Origin of the sequence: Arsukibacterium sp. UBA3155 (assembly GCA_002364615.1) — a bacterium.
In the GTDB taxonomy this organism is placed as follows: domain Bacteria; phylum Pseudomonadota; class Gammaproteobacteria; order Enterobacterales; family Alteromonadaceae; genus Alishewanella.
In genome coordinates this window covers 1-19,425 of record DEYP01000022.1, presented here as the reverse complement: position 1 = coordinate 19,425, position 19,425 = coordinate 1, and the positions used below count along the sequence as shown (strand labels likewise).

The window sequence follows — 19,425 nt, the reverse complement described above, 5'->3', positions numbered from 1 at the left end:
GTCATTGCCCGGCTTAAAGGAGGAATAATGAAAAAAGTACTGATATTTTTAACTAACCATGCCACGCTCGGTGACACAGATGAAGCAAACGGCACCTTTTCTCCTGAACTAACGCATGCTCTGGATGTATTGCTAAAGGCTGACGTTCATTACGATCTGGCTTCGATCAAAGGCGGTAAGGCACCACTTTATGGCACGGATATCGCCGACGATGAGGTAAACAGCCGGATCCTGGCTAATGAAGAGTTGCAGCACCGGCTTAACAATACGCTTGAGGCGGCAAAATTAAACATTGATGACTACGATGCTATTTTTTATCCGGGTGGCTTTGGCTTGCTGTCAGACCTGGCCAACAATGAAACAGTAGCAAAATTAAGCGCCAGACATTACGAGAGCGGCGGTGTGCTGGCGGCAGTATGCCATGGCCCGGCTGGGTTATTGCCCATTACCCTGAGTAACGGTGAAAAGTTACTGGCTAACACTGTTGTAACCGGCTTTACCCGTGAAGAAGAAGTGGACTATGAGACGATCGATAAAATCCCGTTTTTGCTGGAGGAGTCTTTAGCCCGGGCGGCAAAGCAGTATCGAAAAGGTCAGCCATGGGCTGAGTTGGTTATTGAAGATAACCGGGTTATTACCGGCCAAAACCCCGGAAGTGCCCATGGCGTCGCCGCAGCGTTGGTAAAGCGATTAAAATAGTTAGCAAATAACAGGGTTTTGCTGATAAAAACGTCCTTTTACAGGGCGTTTTTTTATAGGTTATTTAGATAGACTTACGCTAGAGTGTCATTATCGTTGAAAAATAATCAGGTGTAACTTATGCCATTAGCGTCAATTATGAGCAGAAAGGTGCAGGTCACTACCGAAGATGCCAGTCTGGCCAGCTTACGTGCGTTATTAGTTGATGCCAAATTTCAGCATGTACCGGTAGTAAACAGTCTGCAGCAGCCCATAGGTATCGTTTCGGTAAAAGATTATTTTAAAGCGGTAAGTGCGCTGATGAATACGGCCTCTGAGAGCACTATTGAGCTTTACCTGCAAAAGCGTAAGGTTGGCCAAATCATGTCGTCACCGGTCATTAGTGTGTCGCAAGATACCGGTATTTTACAGGCGGCCAGTATTCTGGTGGAACGCAATATCAGTTGTCTGCTGGTTATCGACGCCCAAAAACGGCTAATTGGCATAGTGTCATGGAAAGATATTATGCGTCGGATTGTCCTCGCCCAACAGAAAAAACAACAAGAATCAGCGCAAAAAAAATAATTTTTATTGGGGAGCGGTGCTTTTTTATGATATCAGATAAGGAAGTGGTGGATTGTACTGGGTTTGGGCTAGTGGCAACCGTGTCTTGGTAAAGAGGGGCGGTGCTTTTTTATGATATCAAATAAGGAATTGGTGGATTGTACTGGGTTTGGGCTAGTGGCAACCGTGTCTTGGTAAAGAGGGGGCGGTGCTTTTTTATGATATCAGATAAGGAAGTGGTGGATTGTACTGGGTTCGAACCAGTGACCCCCGCCTTGTAAGGGCGGTGCTCTCCCAGCTGAGCTAACAATCCACGGGAGATATACTTTTGTAATTTGGAACATCAAATTGGTGGATTGTACTGGGTTCGAACCAGTGACCCCCGCCTTGTAAGGGCGGTGCTCTCCCAGCTGAGCTAACAATCCACGCTGTTTGATGGCGCTCATTATAGGGAGCATGAATTTAGTGTCAACATTATTTTTTAAAAAGCGGGCCGATTGCTGCAAAAGTAAACATCCGGGTTTTTTGCGGTGAATTGGCAGGTTAATGCCGGCGCGTGGGTGGTGCATCCTTAGCCGAGCATTGTTACAATAGCGTCAACTCAGTTTTCGCCTATATTGGATTAATTATGTCGTTAGTTACCCGTTTTGCACCAAGCCCTACCGGTTATTTGCATGTTGGTGGCGCCCGTACCGCGTTATACAGTTGGTTATATGCCAAAAAGCGCGGCGGTACCTTTATTCTGCGAATTGAAGATACTGACTTAGAGCGGTCAAATCAGGCTTCAGTGGATGCCATTCTGGAGGGCATGCAATGGCTGGGGTTAGCACATGACGACGGCCCGTATTATCAAACCCAGCGTTTCGATTTATACAAAGAAGTGGTTGCGCAACTGCTGGCAGAAGGCAAAGCCTACAAGTGTTTTTGCACGGTAGAAGAAGTTGATGCAATGCGTGAAGCGCAAATGGCGGCAGGCGAAAAACCGAAATACAATGGCATGTGGCGCGACCGTACCGATCATCCGGCAGATAAACCTTTTGTGATACGTTTTAAAAACCCCCAGCAGGGTGTGGTAGTCATTGACGACATGATCAAGGGCCGGATTGAAATTGCGAACAGCGAACTGGACGATTTAATTATTGCCCGCAGCGATGGTACCCCAACCTATAACCTTACTGTGGTAGTGGATGACTGGAAAATGGGCATTACCCATGTTATCCGCGGTGATGATCATGTAAACAACACGCCGCGACAAATGAATATTTTGGCAGCCCTGGGCGCAGAGATCCCTAAGTATGCGCACGTGCCGATGATCCTGGGTGATGATGGAAAGCGCTTGTCAAAGCGCCATGGCGCGGTAGGTGTGATGCAGTATCGCGATAACGGCTTTTTACCTGAGGCGTTAATTAATTATTTGGTGCGGTTAGGCTGGTCTCATGGCGATCAGGAAATATTCAGTAAAGACGAGCTGATAGAGCTATTCGATTTAGCCGATTGTAACCGGGCGCCATCTGCGTTTAATACCGAAAAGTTGCTGTGGTTAAATCAGCACTATATGAAAACCTTGCCGCCGGCCAGAGTGGCGAGTGAACTGCAATGGCATTTAGCCCATCAGCAGCTTGACACCCGCACCGGCCCAGCCATTGAAGATGTGATAAGCGTTCAGGCGGAGCGGGTAAAAACCCTGGTCGAGCTGGTAGAAGTCAGCCGTTATTTTTATGAAGACTTTAGCGAGTTTGAAGAAAATGCCGCTAAAAAACATTTAAGACCGGTAGCGGCTGAACCTCTGGCGTTAGTGAAAGAGAAGCTGACCGCGTTAGGGGAATGGCAGTTAGACGCTATTCATCATGCTATTAACGCCGCAGCAGAGCAGCTGGGTGTTGGCATGGGTAAAGTAGGCATGCCGATGCGGGTGGCAGTAACCGGAGGTGGTAATTCGCCGGCACTGGACCAAACCTTGTTGCTTATTGGCAGGGAGCGTACGCTAGCCCGGATAACGATGGCGCTTGAGTTTATCAGTAAAAGGGCAGAGGCAAGCTAATAAAGTGCTAAACCAGTTTAGAGTGTTAATGCTGTTGCTGGTGTTGCTATCGGCAATGCTACCCGTGTTGGCCAATGATGATGCTGATAGCGACTCAGATGGTGATGGTGTTGCAATTGGCGATCTGCCCACTTTTGAGTTGCCGTTGGAGTTTCTCGGCACTATTGGGGGCGACATCGAGCTTGGATTGCTCATCAATACCGGCAATACCGAAGCGCACTCTATCCGGATAAACAGCGAGTTATCCCATGAAATGGAATACTTTCGGAACAAATATCAGCTGTACGGCCGGATCCAGCGCAGTAAAGTGTTTAATGCACTCACGGAAAAAAATGACGATGTCACGACTGCCAAGCGCTATGGCATTACCGGCCAGAGCAACTACAAGTTTTTAATTGGCCGTCAGTCTGTGTTTGGCCGTGGTGCCTATTTATACGATATGTTTGGTGCTTTTAGAGTACAAAGCTCACTGGCAATAGGTTATGCCAACCGGGTGTACGAAATGCAGGCCAATTATATCGATTTGGAAACAGGGCCGGGCTTTGCCCATCAGCGCAGCGCCAGCGGCAGAACCAACACCGGTCTAATCTGGTTTCTGGCGTTTAATATGGAGCAAAAGATCTACAAAGGGAGCAGCTTTAAACAAAGCTTCGAAGGCTCAGTGTCACTGGATGGTGCCAACTCGACCTTTCTCAGTCGTAGCAGCCTCACGTCGCAGTTGTTTGACAAATTATCGATGCGCTTTAGTTTTACCGCCCGGCACAACTCGCGCCCTGAAGGTAATTTAGAAACCATGGACACCGAAACCGCAGCCTCTCTGGTTTATACGTTTTAGCGATAAAAAAAGGCTGCCCGGAAAGCGGACAGCCTTTTTTACTAGTACTATCTAGTGCAGTACACGCGCCCTTAACGTACCCGGTATGGCCTTTAGCTCGTTTAATGCCAATTCATGATCTTCTGAATCGACATCAATGACCACGTAACCAATATCCTGTACTGTTTGTAAGTACTGGCCAGAAATATTGATGTTGTGCTTGGCAAAAGTCTCGTTAATTTTGGTCATCATCCCTGGCTGGTTTTTATGAATATGCAGCAGGCGTGAGCGACCTTTATGTTCAGGCAGAGAAACTTCCGGGAAATTCACCGCCGACAGGGTTGAGCCGTTATCGCTGTATTTAACCATCTTACCGGCCACTTCATAACCAATGTTTTCCTGCGCTTCCTGGGTAGAGCCGCCAATATGCGGCGTCAACAGCACATTATCAAAAGCGCGCAGCGGTGAAATAAACTCTTCGTCATTGCCTTTAGGCTCTGTCGGAAAGACATCGATGGCCGCACCCGCCAGCTTTTTGCTTTGCAAACTGGCGGTTAACGCGTCGATATCGACCACGGTACCGCGCGAAGCATTAATTAAAATAGCGCCTTGTTTCATTTGCGCCAGTTCAACCTGGCCAATCATATTTTTGGTTTGTGGGGTTTCCGGTACATGCAGGCTTATGACATCAGAGGTAGCCAGCAGGGTGGTTAAATCAACCTGATTGGCGTTGCCGAGTACCAGTTTGCTTTCAATATCATAAAATTGCACCCGCATGCCGATATGTTCGGCCATAATGCTCAGTTGTGTACCGATATGGCCATAACCAATAATACCCAGGGTTTTGCCACGGGCTTCATAGGAGTTATCAGCCGTTTTCAGCCATTCACCGCGGTGAGCCGCGGCATTACGCTGGGGAATGCCCCTGAGCAACATAATGATCTGGCCCAGCACTAATTCGGCGACCGAGCGGGTGTTGGAAAACGGCGCATTAAATACCGGGATCGCGCGCTTTAACGCGGCATCTAAATCAACCTGGTTGGTGCCGATACAAAAGCAGCCAATGGCCATTAACTTATTGGCGGCATCCAGTACCCGCTCAGTTAGCTGGGTACGGGAGCGAATACCAACAAAGTGTGCTTCGCTGATCCGCTCGATAAGCTGATCTTCCGGCAACGAGGTCTTAAGATATTCAATATTAGTGTAGCCCTGATCGGTAAAGGTTTTCACCGCACTCTGGTGCAACCCTTCCAATAGCAGTATTTTTATTTTGTCTTTAGCCAGCGAATATTTTTCCATTTCTTTCTCGATACTCTAATTTTTTAATAAAAGGGGCTGCAGGTTCGTGAGCGATGGCGATGCAACGGCGCAGTCGATGCATCGCCATTCGCTTACTTTAGTATGCTGGTGCCATTGCTGCTGCCTACCAGCACAATGTCAGCCGGGCGTCTGGCAAACAGGCCATTGGTAACAACGCCAACGATATTATTCAGCTGCTGCTCCAGCGCCAGCGCATCAGCTATCTGCAAGTCATGGGCATCAATAATCAGATTGCCATTGTCGGTAACCACGCCCTGGCGCAATACCGGTGTTGCGCCCAGTTTTTGCAATTCGCGGCTAACATAGCTGCTGGCCATTGGGATCACTTCAATGGGTAGCGGGAACTTACCCAGCACGTTAACCTGTTTAGTGCTGTCGACAATACAAACGAAGGTTTTTGCTACAGCTGCCACAATTTTTTCGCGGGTTAGGGCTGCACCGCCGCCTTTAATCATTTGTTTCTGATCGTTTATTTCATCAGCGCCGTCAATATAGACACTCAACTCACTGATCTCATTCAGATCCAGCACCTCAATACCGAGTTGCTTTAACTTAGCCGTAGATTGTTCAGAGCTTGACACTGCACCGCGCAAAGTATGTTTAATGGTGGCCAGGGCGTCGATAAAATGATTAACGGTAGAGCCGGTACCTACCCCGACAATACTGTCTTCGCTGACAAATTCCAGGGCTGCCCAGGCAGCATCGCGTTTCATTTCATCTTGGGTCATAACAGTCTCTTTTAAGTCAGGGTGTTTTCGCGTTTAGCCGTACAGATGGATATTATATCGAAAGCGGAGGCAGAAAAAGGGCAAATGCCGAAAAAGGTGCAAAACAGTTTAAGAGATGGTGAGATATTCATATCGCAGGCCACAATACCCGCTCTGGCTCGTCACAGCAACTACTCCGGGCTTCCTGCCCTTCGCGAGCCCGCTAAAGCGGTTCAAATTCGTTCCTGACGAATTTGTCGCCATGATGCCTGCGGCAGGGCTCAGACACTCTGTGACGACCAGATCGCGTTTCTGGCCTGCTTTTGATCTAAATGTCAGCGAAAATCAAAGTATTTAGCAGGCGTTATAAGCTGCTGCAGCGGAATATCCCAGCTAGCCGTTGGTAGGTTATCTACCTGCTGACAATTATGCGCCAGGCCAATAATCTGACAATAGCTGTCAGCGGGTAGTTGCGATAAGGTCCGGTCATAAAAACCGCCCCCCATGCCCAGCCGGTTGCCGCTGACATCAAACGCCACCAGCGGGGTGAAAATAATATCCAGCGCCGCAACGGGCATAATGTTAGCGCAATTAAGCTGTGGCTCGGGTATCCCAAACCTGTTGGGTTGCAGTTCGGTTGTCTTGCCGTAATGCAGAAATAACAGGTAGCCCGGGCAAAATGGGTGTAGTACCGGCAGGTAGACATCTTTACCCGCGTGCCACAATGCCTGAATAAGCGGTTCAGTATTAAGCTCGGCATCATTGGCCAGATAAAGCGCAAAATGCTGTTTCGACATTAAATCAGCGGTGTTGGTAACGCGTTCTGCCAGTTCAGTGGCGGCCTTAACATGAGTAGCTGTGGGTAATTGCTGGCGCAACTGACGGACGTGCTGACGAATAGCTGAACGGGATTGCGAAAGCGAAGCAGGGTGCTGCGGTTGTGACATCAGAATACCTTTGCAGTGGTTAACACCTTGGCTGTCGTTAAAGCACAGCTTAAAACAGAAGTATTAAGGGTTCTCCAGGTTGCCGTTTGTTACTTAAGCCCTTGAACCCATGGTTCAAGGCGGAAGACTCATGGTTACCGTAGGCTTCCCGGTACAAGCCGGGCCTGCACAAAAGTAACGCAGAAGAATTCCTGGATAAAACAATTATCGGCTCAGGGACGTCAATAACATTACAAACAACCCAGAGAACGCAACTAGTATAGCAGCTGTGCGGTGCGCTTATAAGGGGCAAACTGACAATTGCTATCAGCTTGCTCAGATATCCGGCAATAGGGTTTGCTGGCGCAGCCTACTGGCAGTTGGCCTGCAGCAGTGATAGGATATTAGCGGATAAACTTGTGAAGATTACCTTGTGAAGACTACGCTATGAGCAACCCCCTGATTCAAACTTATGACCGCTGGAGTAGTGAGCTGGAGCACGCTCATGTTATCGCCTCGGCAGCGGAGCTGCATGGCTTAATTGCTGGCATGTTGTGCGCTGGGGTAAAGGCTGACGCAAAAGCCTTGCTACCGGTGCTGTACGATTTTCTGAATGACGGTCAGGCGTTGCCATCAGCACTGGAAAAACAGGTGCAGCAATTAGTCGATGCCACCGCCGACAGCCTCAGCCAGAATGATTTCTCGTTTAATGTGTTATTGCCCAGTGACGACGATGCACTGTTTGAGCGATTAGAGGCATTGGTAGAATGGTCGCAGGCCTTTTTAGTGGGTTTTGCGGTGCAGCAAACCGATTTATCGCTGGTGTCAGAGGACGTGCGCGAAGCCCTGGATCAGCTGACAGAAGTGACCCGGGTTGATATTCATACCGTAACTGATGGCAGTAAAGATGAGAACGAAGAAGCTTATTACTTAGTACTGGAACATGTGCGGATCATGGTGCTGTGCTGCTTTAATGAAGTTGGTCTTAAATACAGCCCGCAGGCACCCCATGGCAAAACGTTGCATTAACTAGCGGTTATATGGTTAACCTGTCTTTTGAAGGATGGTAATGAACAATTCTGTATTTGTGCAGCGCCGGGCGCAGCTAATTGCGACGTTACAGCCAGATTCGGTGGTATTAATCAGTGCGGCCACGGAGCAAAGCCGCAGCCGGGATACCGGGTATCCATTTCGCCAGCACAGTGACTTCTGGTATTACAGCGGCTTTAATGAACCCGATGCGCTGCTAATTTTATCCAATCGTGCCAATTTACCTGCAGCACAGCTGCTGTGCCGTGAAAAGGATCCTGCGCAGGAAGTATGGCATGGACGCAGGCTTGGTCCTCAGGCTGCCAGCGAAGCCCTGCAATTGCAGGCCACAGCGCTTAGTGAACAAAGTACTATATTAAAGCAGTCGCTTGACGGAAGTAGCGCTGTCTACCTTAACCTGACCGAACAGACGGACTTGCTGGCGCAAATTACCGTGCAGATGCAAGACCTCAAGCAACGGGAAAAACGTGGTGAGCGCGCGCCTTTGCAGCTGATAGATTTAGCGCCGCTTAGCGGCGCACAGCGGCTGGTAAAAGATGATAGTGAAATAGCCATTATGCGCCAAGCCGGCGAGATAAGTGCCCAGGCACACATCCGGGCCATGCAGTATTGCCGCCCTGGCCGGTTTGAGTATCAACTCGAAGCAGAAATTCTGCATCATTTTGCCCTTAACGGTGCCCGCTATCCGGCCTATAACAGTATTGTCGGCAGCGGTAATAATGGCTGCATTTTGCATTACACCGAAAATAGCAGTCTGTTGGCAGCCGGCGATTTAGTATTAATTGATGCTGGCTGTGAATTATATGGCTATGCCGCTGATATCAGCCGCACCTTTCCGGTTAGCGGCAAATTCAGTGACGAGCAGGCGGCGCTGTATCAACTGGTGTTAGATGCCCAGTACGCCGCGTGCAATGCGGTAAAGCCAGGCAGCGATTTTGCTGCTGTTACCGCCGCTGCCGAGCATGTGTTAACCGAAGGGCTGCTGGGGCTGGGTATTTTACAGGGCGAACTTAGCCAGTTGATTGCTGATAAAGCCTGCAAGCAATATTTTATTCACGGTATTGGCCATTGGCTGGGGCTGGATGTGCACGATGTTGGCGCCTATAAAGTTAACAACGCGTCACAGAACGGCAGCGAGCAGCCCTTTGTGCCGGGCATGGTATTAACCATTGAGCCAGGGCTTTATATTCCGGCCGGTAGTCCTACTGAGCGCCGGTGGTGGGATTTAGCCGTGCGTATTGAAGATAACCTGCTGCTAACCGCCGATGGCCATGAAAATTTAACTACGGCAGTGCCCAAAGAAATTGATGCGATTGAGCAATTAATGGCGACGGGCAATGCCAGAGACTAATAGCAGCAATAGCGTATTTGATCTGGTGATTGCCGGTGGTGGCATGGCCGGCAGTTTACTGGCCTGGTGCCTGAGTCAGGCCTGGCCAGACTGGCGTATTGCCATTATTGAACGCCAGGCTAAAGCGCAGAATAGTATACCCGCCAGTTTTGACAGTCGTAGTATTGCCCTGGCAGCCGGTAGCATAACATTGCTGCAGCGCTGGGGGCTTTGGCCGGATCTGGCGGCTAATGCGTGTCCACTTGAGCATATTTGGGTGTCAGACCGTGGCCATTTTGGCAAAACCCGCTTATCGGCGACCGAGTATCAGCAAGCGGCGCTGGGCCAGGTACTGGAAGTAGAGCACCTGGGTAATTTACTGGATCAAAAGCTGGCGCAGCAAAGCAACATTACCTTTTTTCAGCCCGATGTTATCAGCTCGGTTAGCCCGACCCCGGACAGTCAGCAGATCCAACTTAACAGTGGTGCAGCGCTTAGCGCGAAATTATTAGTGATTGCCGAAGGCGGCTTATCGCAAACCCGACAGCTGGCGGGCTTTAGTGTTAGCAGTGATGATTACCAGCAAACCGCAATTATTGCCAACCTGGCCCTGGCGCAAAGCCATCAGCATACCGCGTTTGAACGCTTCACTGAGCATGGACCTATTGCGCTGTTGCCACTAACTGGCCAGCGCTATTCGCTGGTGTGGACAGTCGATCGCAATGCCGCAACTGATTTACTGGCACTGGATGACGCTGCTTTTACCGCGGCTATTCAACAGGCCTTTGGCTACCGGGCCGGCATATTTAAAAGCACCGGCGCCAGAGCGCAGTACCCGCTGACCTTGCGTCGGCCCGATGACATTGTGCGCCATCGCAGTGCGCTGCTTGGCAACAGTTTACATAATTTACACCCGATAGCAGGCCAGGGGTTTAATCTGGCGATTCGCGATATTCAGGCGTTAATGCTGGCACTGGCAGATAGCAGCGATGCAGGCGCGGATCCGGCAGCCGCTGATCCCGGTGCTTACCGGGTGCTGCGCCAATACCAGCAGCTACGCGAGCAGGACATTAAACGGGTAGTCTGGTTTACCGATGCACTCGTCCGGGGCTTTTCTAATAACTCACGGCTGGTGGCGCTGGCGCGTAATGCCGGTCTGGCAGCCATGCTGCTGTGTGATCCGTTAAAACGGCCGCTTGCAATGCAGGCCATGGGCCAGGGGCAATCTTATGCAAAATACTGATATCACCATCGTCGGTGGCGGCAGCGCCGGCCTTACCCTGGCGTTATTGCTGGCCCGCCAGCAGCTGCGGGTGGTGCTGGTAGAAAAAGGCCCTGTGCCAGCCGATGCTGCGCCTGGCACCAGCGCCACTGGCGCGCAACCTGAATATCAGCGGGTCAGTGCGCTTAATATGGCGTCGCGTGCGCTGTTCACTGAGCTTGGCGTCTGGCCCGGGTTGTTAAGTGGCGCGGCCGCCTACACTGACATGCAGGTATGGGAAGCTGACAGCTTTGCAAAAATTAGTTTTGCCGCAGCGCAGCAGCAAGTTGAGGCGCTGGGTTATATTTGTGACAACGAGCAGATCCGATCCTTGTTGTATCAGCAATTGCAGCAACACAGTAATGTGCAGTGCTATTTTGAAGTCGGCATTAGCCAGTTAAAGCAGGGCGAGCGTGACGTGATGCTGCAACTTGATAACAACGAGCTTATTTTAAGCCAGTTATTAGTTGGCGCTGACGGCGTTAACTCTTTCGTGCGCCAACATATGCAACTGCCTTTAACCCATTGGGATTATCAGCACACCGCTATTGTCGCCAAAATCCGTTGTGCTGAGGCCCATCAGCTGACCGCCCGGCAGGTGTTTTTAGCCACTGGCCCGCTGGCGCTGTTGCCGCTGCCTGAACCGGACATGTGTTCAATTGTCTGGAGCGCAGAAACAGACGAGGCCAGACGCTTAATGGCGCTGGATAATACAGCCTTTAATCAGGCATTGTGCGCCGCCAGTCATTCAGTGCTGGGGCCGCTAACATTACAAAGCGAGCGCCAGGCCTTTGGTTTAACCATGCGTTATGCCAGCAGCTGGCAGCGCGGCCGGGTGGTATTAGTAGCCGATGCCGCGCACAGTATTCATCCGTTAGCAGGCCAGGGCATGAATTTGGGCCTGATGGATGTCGCTGCGCTGGCACAGCTGATTGGCGAGCAGCAAGCGGCGGGAGAGGATCTTGCCGCCACAACCATGTTGCGCCGGTTTGAACGCTGGCGTAAAGCGGAAGCACAAAGCATGATCATCACCATGGAAGCGTTTAAGCGCGGCTTTACGGCCAAAGCGCCATTAGCAAAACTGATACGTGGCCTGGGGCTGGTGGCAGTAGATCGGCTGCCGCTGCTAAAACAGCAATTAATGGCGCATGCGCTTGGCCTGAAAGGCGATTTACCACAGCTGGCCCAACAGCCAGTTGCTGGTGCTGACGTTTAGAAAATTTAAAACTGAAACAGTTTAAACATTCATTACTTTTCAAAATTATTTGTATTTTTATGGAGTGAAATTAGCTTGATTTGAGTAGTGATTATTAGCATGCTTCGACTTCTTATCTTTACATTTTATTTTATTATATTTTTTGCCAACTCGATCATTCTAAAAAAATCAGCAGGTTTTTCGCATTACCATAGCGTCAGTATTTTTTACAGTCTTGTCAGGTGTTGAGAGTGTCACTTGCTAAAGCTGTTGAATTTAAATGATAAATTATAATGGTGTGAAAATTGCTTTGCGGCCTCGATTTATAATAATCATAAACTAAATAAGGTTAATCTGTATGGCTGTAAAGTTTTTAATATCATTGGGTACTGCTTTAGTTCTATTTATGTCAAACACATTGCATGCAAGTGTTATAAATGGAGGTGAGTTACTCGATGGATCAGGAGCAAACTTTTTGGAAGAACGTTTAGGTCTTGGGAGTTTGGACTTTACAAATATTTCAAATCTTTCAAGGGGGGCTTCTACTTCTGTATGGCATGCTGACGTATTTGGTTATACCAATGTTATTTCTATTTACGATGTTATTTTCCAAGGGAACAATTATCTGATTGGAGGTTTCTCTTCAATTGGCCACGACGGTAACAGTTATTCATATAATCAGACCACGACTGCCAATAATTTTATTTTTAATATTTCACTTGGCGTTATCCATAATACTCAAGCTATGGTATGGAGTGGTCAGTACGACCAATATGATTCTAATGTTTATTTTGCAACTTTTGGCGGAGGTCACGATCTTTTTGGTGGTAGTTACGTGTTGGGTAATGCAGGCTATATTAATGCCAGTAATTCATATAATAACGGCTATAGTTACGGAGGAAGTCAACACCTTCTGGGATCAGGAGTATCTGGCTTTCAAAATATAATTATTAATGGGTTAGAATCTTACACTTTTGCACCGTCGTCAATTTCAGCGGTGAATATTCCCGTGCCCTCAACTTTGGCAATTCTGGGACTTGGTCTACTTGGTGCGGGCTTTTCGAGAAAAAAGATAACTAAATAAAAGTCTCTTTGAGCTTAAAATTGCCCCGGCTTTTGCCGGGGTTTTTATGTCTGAGTTAGCAGGCGTTAAAACTATCACTCCACTCTGGAATTAAATTTTCGCAGCAGCTGAAAATATTTGTTAGGCAGTTGTGCGTTTTGCATGAGACTGCGGTTTTGCCTTAGTTTAACTTGTAACAGTATCTGCCGCATTACAAAAAGTAATCCAAATTGGGCTGTTTGCTGCGGGGCGTATGCGGTATAATCGACCGGTATTTTTTAGTCTCAAGCTTAGTATTTTTATGTAATAGCCTGAAAAATAAGGCTTATTGCTATTGTTAGTTTTACCGCTTGTGGCCCTCACAATAAGTAGGAAAAAAATAATGGCTCAAAAAACTGCGTTACATGCCAGTCACCTTGCTGCTGGTGCCAAAATGGTCGATTTTTTTGGCTGGGATATGCCAATTAATTACGGCTCACAAATTGAAGAGCACCATAGCGTTCGTCGCGATGCCGGTATGTTTGACGTATCACACATGACCATTGTTGACCTGACTGGTAGCCGCACCCGCGAGTTCCTGCGCTATTTACTGGCCAATGACGTTGCCAAACTGACCGTACCCGGTAAAGCGCTGTATACCGGTATGCTGAATGAGCAGGGCGGGGTCATCGACGATTTAATCGTGTATTTTATCGAAGACGCGTTTTTCCGTTTAGTGGTTAACTCGGCCACCCGTGAAAAAGATCTGGCGCATATTAATGCTAAAGCCAAAGCGTTTGAGGTAACGGTAACCGAGCGTCCGGAATTTGCCATGATTGCCGTGCAGGGCCCGAACGCAAAAGCCAAAGTGGCGACCTTATTAACCCCAGAGCAGCAAGCCGCTGTTACGGGCATGAAGCCGTTTTTTGGCAAGCAAGCCGGTGAGTTATTTATTGCTACCACCGGTTATACCGGTGAAGACGGCTATGAAATTGCTATGCCAGAGGAGCAGGCCGCTGAGTTCTGGCAAAAGCTGCTGGACGCTGGTGTTGCTCCGGCAGGTTTGGGCGCACGTGATACGCTGCGTCTGGAAGCCGGCATGAATTTATATGGCCAGGATATGGATGAAACCGTATCACCGCTGGCAGCGAATATGGGCTGGACCATTGCCTGGGCACCGGAAGAACGCGATTTTATTGGCCGCGCGGCGCTTACTGCACAAAAAGCTGCAGGTACCGACAAACTGGTTGGCCTGGTAATGGAGCAAAAAGGTGTACTGCGCCATGGCCAGCGGGTTGTGGTTGAAGGCGGCGAAGGGGTTATTACCTCGGGCACCTTTTCCCCAACCTTAGGTTACAGTATTGCCATGGCCCGCGTTCCAGCCAACACGGCAGATAATGCTGAAGTGGATATTCGCGGCAAACTGGTTAGTGTTAAAGTGGTTAAGCCGGCTTTTGTGCGCATGGGTAAAAAAGTCATCTAAAATAACAAACGTGGCAACCCAGGTTGATCATTAAAATATACGTGTTAAGACAGCTAAGGAATTTACAATGAGCTCTATCCCTACAGAATTAAAATACGCAAGCAGCCACGAATGGGTGCGCAACGACGGTGATGGCATTTACACCGTAGGCATTACCGAGCACGCGCAGGAGCTGCTGGGTGACATGGTATTTGTTGAGCTGCCAGAAGTGGGTGACAGCGTAACCCAGGGCGATGACTGTGCGGTAGCCGAGTCTGTAAAAGCGGCTTCTGACATTTACGCGCCATTATCCGGCGAAGTGGTTGAAATTAACGACGCGCTGGCCGACTCACCAGAGCAGGTTAACGCCAGCCCGTATAACGACGGCTGGATGTTTAAAATTAAAGTAAGCGATGAAAGCGAACTGGACGCCTTATTAGACGCGGCCGGCTACAAAAGCAGCATCGACGAAGCTTAATAAACAGATCGCTATAGCATAAAGCCCCGTACTTACCGGGGCTTTATCTTACTAACAGCTGTTCTGAACGCTGTAACAATATTAGGACATTCAAAGCATGACCCATACCGCTGTGAAAACCCTGTCGCAACTTGCGAACCACGACGAATTTATTCAGCGCCACATTGGCCCGGACGAGGCGGAAACCGCTGCGATGCTGGCCGAGCTTGGCGTTGACAGCATGGAAACGCTGATTGCCCAAACCGTGCCTGCCAGTATCCGCTTACCCAAGCCACTGGCTACCGGCAGCAGCCGCACTGAAAATGATGCACTAACCCATTTAAAGGCGGTGGCAGCGAAGAACAAAATGTATAAGTCATACATTGGTATGGGTTATCACCCCACGTTAACCCCGAATGTTATTTTGCGTAATGTGCTGGAAAACCCGGGTTGGTACACGGCTTACACGCCATACCAGCCAGAAATTGCCCAGGGCCGGTTAGAAGCGCTGTTAAACTTCCAGCAAATGTCGCTGGATTTAACCGGTATGGAGCTGGCCAGTGCCTCATTGCTGGATGAAGCCACCGCCGCTGCTGAAGCCATGGCACTGGCCAAGCGGGTAAGCAAAAGTAAAGCGAACCTGTATTTTATTAGTGACGACGTGCACCCGCAAACTATCGACGTGGTAAAAACCCGTGCTGAAATGTTCGGCTTTGATATTGTGGTGGGTAAAGCCAGCGATGCGGCAAACCATGATGTGTTCGGTGCGTTAATTCAGTACCCAGCCACTAACGGCGATATCCGTAACGACAGCGCTTTAATTGCAGCGTTGCAGGCGAAAAAAGCGGTCGTCGCGGTAGCGTCAGATCCGATGGCATTAATGCTGTTAAAATCGCCAGGCGAGCTGGGTGCCGATGTGGTGCTGGGCTCGATGCAGCGCTTCGGAGTACCAATGGCCTACGGCGGCCCGCATGCCGCATTCTTTGCCACCCGCGATGCTTACAAGCGTTCTATGCCGGGCCGGATCATCGGCGTGTCGAAAGACCGTCGTGGCAACCAGGCGCTACGCATGGCCATGCAAACCCGCGAGCAGCATATCCGCCGTGAAAAAGCGAACTCGAACATTTGTACTGCCCAGGTATTACTGGCCAATATCGCTTCTTTTTATGCGGTATACCATGGCCCACAAGGCTTAAAAGATATTGCAGAGCGTATTCACCGCAGTGCCGATATTTTTGCTGCCGGCATCAAAGCCAAAGGCGTTGAGTTAGTAAACAGCCACTGGTTCGACACCATTACCTTTAAAGTTACCGACCGTGCTGGCGTGATAAAACGCGCGTTAGACGCTGGTGTTAACCTGCGTACCGACGTGACTGACAGCTTAGCGGTTAGTTTCAGCGAAGCGACGCAGGCTGCCGATATTGCACAATTATTTGATATCGTGCTGGGTGCGGATCACGGGCTGGATGTTGATAAACTTGATAGCGATATCGTTAGCAATGGCTCGGCATCTATTCCGGCTGAATTAGCGCGGACTAACCCGCTGTTAAGCCATCCGGTATTTAACCAGTATCACAGTGAAACTGAGATGCTGCGTTATATTAAAAAGCTGGAAAACAAAGATTTAGCCCTGAACCATTCGATGATTTCGCTGGGTTCTTGCACCATGAAGTTAAACGCCACGGCCGAAATGATCCCGATCACCTGGCCGGAGTTTGGTTCATTGCACCCATTCGTACCGCGCGATCAGGTCGATGGCTACTATGAAATGATCACTGAGCTTGGCGACTGGCTGGTAAACATCACCGGTTATGACAATATCTCTATGCAGCCAAACTCAGGTGCGCAGGGCGAATACGCCGGCATGATCGCCATTCGCAAATACCATGAAAGCCGCGGTGAAGGGCATCGTAATATTTGTTTAATTCCGGTATCGGCGCACGGCACTAACCCGGCAACGGCAGCAATGACCAGCTACGATGTGGTACTGGTTGACTGCGACAAGTCGGGCAATATTGACATGGCCGATTTAAAAGCCAAAGCCGCTGAAGTCGGCGATCGCTTAGCGGCCATTATGGTCACTTACCCGTCTACCCATGGTGTGTTTGAAGAGACTATTCAGGAGCTGTGCGACATCGTTCACTCATACGGTGGACAGGTGTATATGGACGGCGCCAATATGAACGCCCAGGTGGGCTTAACCTCACCAGGCTTTATTGGTTCTGACGTATCGCACTTAAACCTGCACAAAACTTTCTGTATTCCACACGGTGGTGGCGGCCCGGGCATGGGTCCTATTGGCGTGAAAAGTCATTTAGCGCCGTTTTTACCTAACCACCCGTTGATAAAAATCGACGGTACCGGCGATAGCAATGGTGCAGTAGCGGCCGCGCCATTTGGCAGCGCCGGCATATTACCCATCAGCTGGATGTATATTGCTATGATGGGCGCCGAAGGCTTAAAACAAGCCACCGAGTTTGCCATTTTAAATGCCAACTATATGGCTAATAAACTGAACCCGCACTTCCCGGTATTGTACCGGGGTAGCAATGGCCGGGTAGCGCACGAATGTATTATCGACATTCGCCCGTTAAAAGAAGCCAGCGGTATTACGGAGATGGATATTGCCAAGCGCTTAATGGATTACGGCTACCATTCGCCGACCATGAGCTTCCCGGTCGCCGGCACCTTGATGATTGAACCAACCGAATCAGAAAGCAAAGCCGAGCTGGATAAGTTTATCGAAGCGATGACCAGTATCCGCAGCGAAATTGCCAAGGTAGAAGCAGGCGAGTGGACAGTGGATAACAACCCACTGGCCTACGCCCCTCACACCATGGCTGACATTCTCGACCCGGCATGGGATCGCGCCTACGAGCGCACCTACGGTGCCTTCCCGGTAGCCTTTGTCGCCGAGAACAAGTTCTGGCCAACCGTTACCCGCATTGATGACGTATATGGCGATCGGAATTTAATGTGTTCATGTCCAAGCCCTGAGGCGTATCGGTAAGCAAGTAGCATAAAAATATTGGCTTTAAGCTGATACTCAAAACTAAAACCCCGGCCAGTGTGCCGGGTTTTTTATCGCTTAAATTGGCAATTGCAGTGCGTATTCTTTAAGGCTAAGCTGTTCTAACGTTTCAAATAAGCATACATTGGCTGATGTGGTTGCCCGTGAAGAGCCCGTTATGAAAAAGCTAACTATCAGAATGCCGGACGATAAAGCCAGCAGGCTTAAAGCCCTGGCGCAAAGCCGCAATATCAGTGTTAACAAGCTTATTGAGGAACTCTCTACTATTGCACTGACAGAATATGACGCGCAGGTCAGATTTGAAGTACGTGCAGCGCGGGCTAACGCAACTCACGGACTTGCATTGCTTGATGAATTAGAAAAATTGGAGCTGGCTGACTAAGTAGTTTCCGGCTTTGCAGTAACAATCAAACCCCGGCCAGCGTGCCGGGTTTTTTTATGGTTAATTGTTAAATATGTAAAATAAAGGTTTTAATTTTGGCTGTGTTAAGGCAGTATTTCTTATCAAGTTTGTCTGTCAGGGCGTAAGTATGCAAATCCGATTAGTTGTTCTTAGTGTGTCACTGCTTGGTGCGCTTATTAGCTGTACAGCCTTTGGTACCGGTCAGGGCAATGCCAAAGACAATGCCAGAGTGCCGCTGGATCGTTTGCAAGCTTTAAGCAACGGCCAGCCGGTTACGCCATTACCGCCGTCATTTTCAGCGCAAGCGACCAAGGGTATTGCTAATGATCAATTGGCGATGTATCTGGCTGGGGTTATCGACAGTGGCGAAGGCCAAAGCTGGTGTGTCGCCGCATCGGGCTTACCGCCACATGAAGTTAACCAACAACTGTTGGCAGAACTGCAACGTGATTTGCAGCAGCAGAAAGTCGCTGCCAATGCTAACTCCGCAGTGCAGCTGGCCAGCAAATTAAAAGTTTTATTTCCGTGTAAATAACATTGAGTAGGGAAACACCATGTCAGTTATTAAATATCAGGCTGTTGCCGATGCATACGAAAAATACAACGCTTTTGAAACTACCGAACTTTATCAGTTACTGGGCTGGGACGATCTGATCGGCAAGCCTGAATGGGCAAATACCTGCGCAGTGAGAATGAGCCTGGCCTTGCTGGAGGCCGGTAAAACCGTTGCTGGCCGGGTACAGATTAAAAAGGGCGATCTTAAAGGCAAGTGGATTGAGCCAGGGCAGAACCGCTTATCAGACTGGTTAGTTCGCCAGCTTGGCGAACCTGAAGTATTCCCATTTAACAGCAGCAGCGCCGCTGGCCCGCAGTCGCTGTACGGCAAAAAAGGCATAGTGTCGTTTATGCGTATTCCAAGCTATGCAGGCGGCCATATCGACTTGTTGCACCCCTCAAACGATTACCTAACCTGCAGCCGCAGTTGTTACTTTACCGCAGATGAAGTACGTTTCTGGCAGCTTAACTAGGGTTTGCTTATCTTTCGTGAGAAATTAACCTGGAATATCAACAATATCATTCCCTTTGCCCCCCGATTTAAAGGGGGCAGATTTTAATCTTGATCTGACCCTGAGGTATCCCCACA

18 protein-coding genes, 2 tRNA genes and 1 other RNA gene are annotated in these 19,425 nt (G+C 49.3%); 15 read left to right on the top strand and 6 right to left on the bottom strand.

The features are described 5' to 3' along the window. Positions 1 to 27 precede the first annotated feature (27 nt). Positions 28 to 699 (top strand): type 1 glutamine amidotransferase domain-containing protein, encoded by a 672-nt coding sequence (locus tag B2X65_RS10095; protein WP_290612398.1) that lies wholly within the window; start codon positions 28 to 30, stop codon positions 697 to 699. A gap of 120 nt (positions 700 to 819) precedes the next feature. Continuing rightward, on the top strand, positions 820 to 1,263 hold the full coding sequence (locus B2X65_RS10090; RefSeq protein ID WP_290612397.1) for a CBS domain-containing protein: 444 nt from the start codon (positions 820 to 822) through the stop codon (positions 1,261 to 1,263). Positions 1,264 to 1,479: 216 nt separating this feature from the next. On the opposite strand, the gene B2X65_RS10085 is transcribed toward B2X65_RS10090, so the two are convergent. Together B2X65_RS10085 and B2X65_RS10080 are read right to left on the bottom strand one after the other, a co-directional pair. Beyond that, a tRNA-Val gene (locus B2X65_RS10085) sits at positions 1,480 to 1,555 on the bottom strand. A gap of 36 nt (positions 1,556 to 1,591) precedes the next feature. Further along, positions 1,592 to 1,667: transfer RNA gene (locus B2X65_RS10080), tRNA-Val, on the bottom strand. Positions 1,668 to 1,870: 203 nt separating this feature from the next. On the opposite strand from B2X65_RS10080, the gene gltX reads away from it, so the two are divergent. Next, positions 1,871 to 3,283 carry a glutamate--tRNA ligase gene (gene gltX, locus B2X65_RS10075; RefSeq protein ID WP_290612396.1) on the top strand — a complete coding sequence of 471 codons (1,413 nt, stop codon included), beginning with the start codon at positions 1,871 to 1,873 and terminating at the stop codon, positions 3,281 to 3,283. After that, entirely contained in the window at positions 3,249 to 4,118 is an 870-nt protein-coding gene (locus B2X65_RS10070; protein ID WP_290612395.1) for a DUF481 domain-containing protein, read from the top strand. The genes gltX and B2X65_RS10070 overlap by 35 nt, the downstream gene beginning before the upstream one ends. A gap of 51 nt (positions 4,119 to 4,169) precedes the next feature. On the opposite strand, the gene serA is transcribed toward B2X65_RS10070, so the two are convergent. The 4 genes from serA to ssrS all read right to left on the bottom strand — a co-directional run bounded on the left by serA (position 4,170) and on the right by ssrS (position 7,322). Then, on the bottom strand, positions 4,170 to 5,396 hold the full coding sequence (gene serA / locus B2X65_RS10065; RefSeq protein ID WP_290612394.1) for a phosphoglycerate dehydrogenase: 1,227 nt from the start codon (positions 5,394 to 5,396) through the stop codon (positions 4,170 to 4,172). A 92-nt stretch (positions 5,397 to 5,488) separates the two neighbouring features. Next, positions 5,489 to 6,145, bottom strand: coding sequence for a ribose-5-phosphate isomerase RpiA (gene rpiA / locus B2X65_RS10060; protein WP_290612393.1), 657 nt, complete (start codon positions 6,143 to 6,145; stop codon positions 5,489 to 5,491). Positions 6,146 to 6,459: 314 nt separating this feature from the next. Next, a complete protein-coding gene (locus B2X65_RS10055; RefSeq protein ID WP_290612392.1) occupies positions 6,460 to 7,071 on the bottom strand; it encodes a 5-formyltetrahydrofolate cyclo-ligase in 612 nt (203 codons plus the stop codon). A 67-nt stretch (positions 7,072 to 7,138) separates the two neighbouring features. Next, a non-coding RNA gene (gene ssrS, locus B2X65_RS10050) (6S RNA) lies at positions 7,139 to 7,322 on the bottom strand. Between the two features lie 175 nt (positions 7,323 to 7,497). Here ssrS and B2X65_RS10045 point away from each other — a divergent pair. The 11 genes from B2X65_RS10045 to B2X65_RS09995 all read left to right on the top strand — a co-directional run bounded on the left by B2X65_RS10045 (position 7,498) and on the right by B2X65_RS09995 (position 19,309). Continuing rightward, a complete protein-coding gene (locus B2X65_RS10045; RefSeq protein ID WP_290612391.1) occupies positions 7,498 to 8,079 on the top strand; it encodes a UPF0149 family protein in 582 nt (193 codons plus the stop codon). A gap of 40 nt (positions 8,080 to 8,119) precedes the next feature. After that, on the top strand, positions 8,120 to 9,451 hold the full coding sequence (gene pepP / locus B2X65_RS10040; RefSeq protein WP_290612390.1) for a Xaa-Pro aminopeptidase: 1,332 nt from the start codon (positions 8,120 to 8,122) through the stop codon (positions 9,449 to 9,451). After that, a complete protein-coding gene (ubiH, locus tag B2X65_RS10035; RefSeq protein ID WP_290612389.1) occupies positions 9,438 to 10,673 on the top strand; it encodes a 2-octaprenyl-6-methoxyphenyl hydroxylase in 1,236 nt (411 codons plus the stop codon). Before pepP ends, ubiH begins: the two co-directional genes overlap by 14 nt. Then, complete coding sequence (locus B2X65_RS10030) at positions 10,660 to 11,907, top strand: FAD-dependent oxidoreductase (protein WP_290612388.1); 1,248 nt, start codon at positions 10,660 to 10,662, stop codon at positions 11,905 to 11,907. Before ubiH ends, B2X65_RS10030 begins: the two co-directional genes overlap by 14 nt. 337 nt (positions 11,908 to 12,244) lie before the next feature. Beyond that, positions 12,245 to 12,970 carry a PEP_CTERM-anchored TLD domain-containing protein gene (locus tag B2X65_RS10025; protein WP_290612387.1) on the top strand — a complete coding sequence of 242 codons (726 nt, stop codon included), beginning with the start codon at positions 12,245 to 12,247 and terminating at the stop codon, positions 12,968 to 12,970. Between the two features lie 361 nt (positions 12,971 to 13,331). After that, complete coding sequence (gene gcvT, locus B2X65_RS10020; protein ID WP_290612386.1) at positions 13,332 to 14,411, top strand: glycine cleavage system aminomethyltransferase GcvT; 1,080 nt, start codon at positions 13,332 to 13,334, stop codon at positions 14,409 to 14,411. Between the two features lie 67 nt (positions 14,412 to 14,478). Next, positions 14,479 to 14,868, top strand: coding sequence for a glycine cleavage system protein GcvH (gcvH, locus tag B2X65_RS10015; RefSeq protein ID WP_290612385.1), 390 nt, complete (start codon positions 14,479 to 14,481; stop codon positions 14,866 to 14,868). 97 nt (positions 14,869 to 14,965) lie between these two features. After that, positions 14,966 to 17,857 (top strand): aminomethyl-transferring glycine dehydrogenase, encoded by a 2,892-nt coding sequence (gcvP, locus tag B2X65_RS10010; protein WP_290612384.1) that lies wholly within the window; start codon positions 14,966 to 14,968, stop codon positions 17,855 to 17,857. A 178-nt stretch (positions 17,858 to 18,035) separates the two neighbouring features. Then, entirely contained in the window at positions 18,036 to 18,260 is a 225-nt protein-coding gene (locus B2X65_RS10005) for a toxin-antitoxin system HicB family antitoxin (RefSeq protein ID WP_290612383.1), read from the top strand. A 148-nt stretch (positions 18,261 to 18,408) separates the two neighbouring features. Then, on the top strand, positions 18,409 to 18,816 hold the full coding sequence (locus B2X65_RS10000) for a Rap1a/Tai family immunity protein (protein WP_290612382.1): 408 nt from the start codon (positions 18,409 to 18,411) through the stop codon (positions 18,814 to 18,816). Between the two features lie 19 nt (positions 18,817 to 18,835). Next, positions 18,836 to 19,309 (top strand): T6SS effector amidase Tae4 family protein, encoded by a 474-nt coding sequence (locus B2X65_RS09995; protein WP_290612381.1) that lies wholly within the window; start codon positions 18,836 to 18,838, stop codon positions 19,307 to 19,309. Positions 19,310 to 19,425 lie beyond the last annotated feature (116 nt).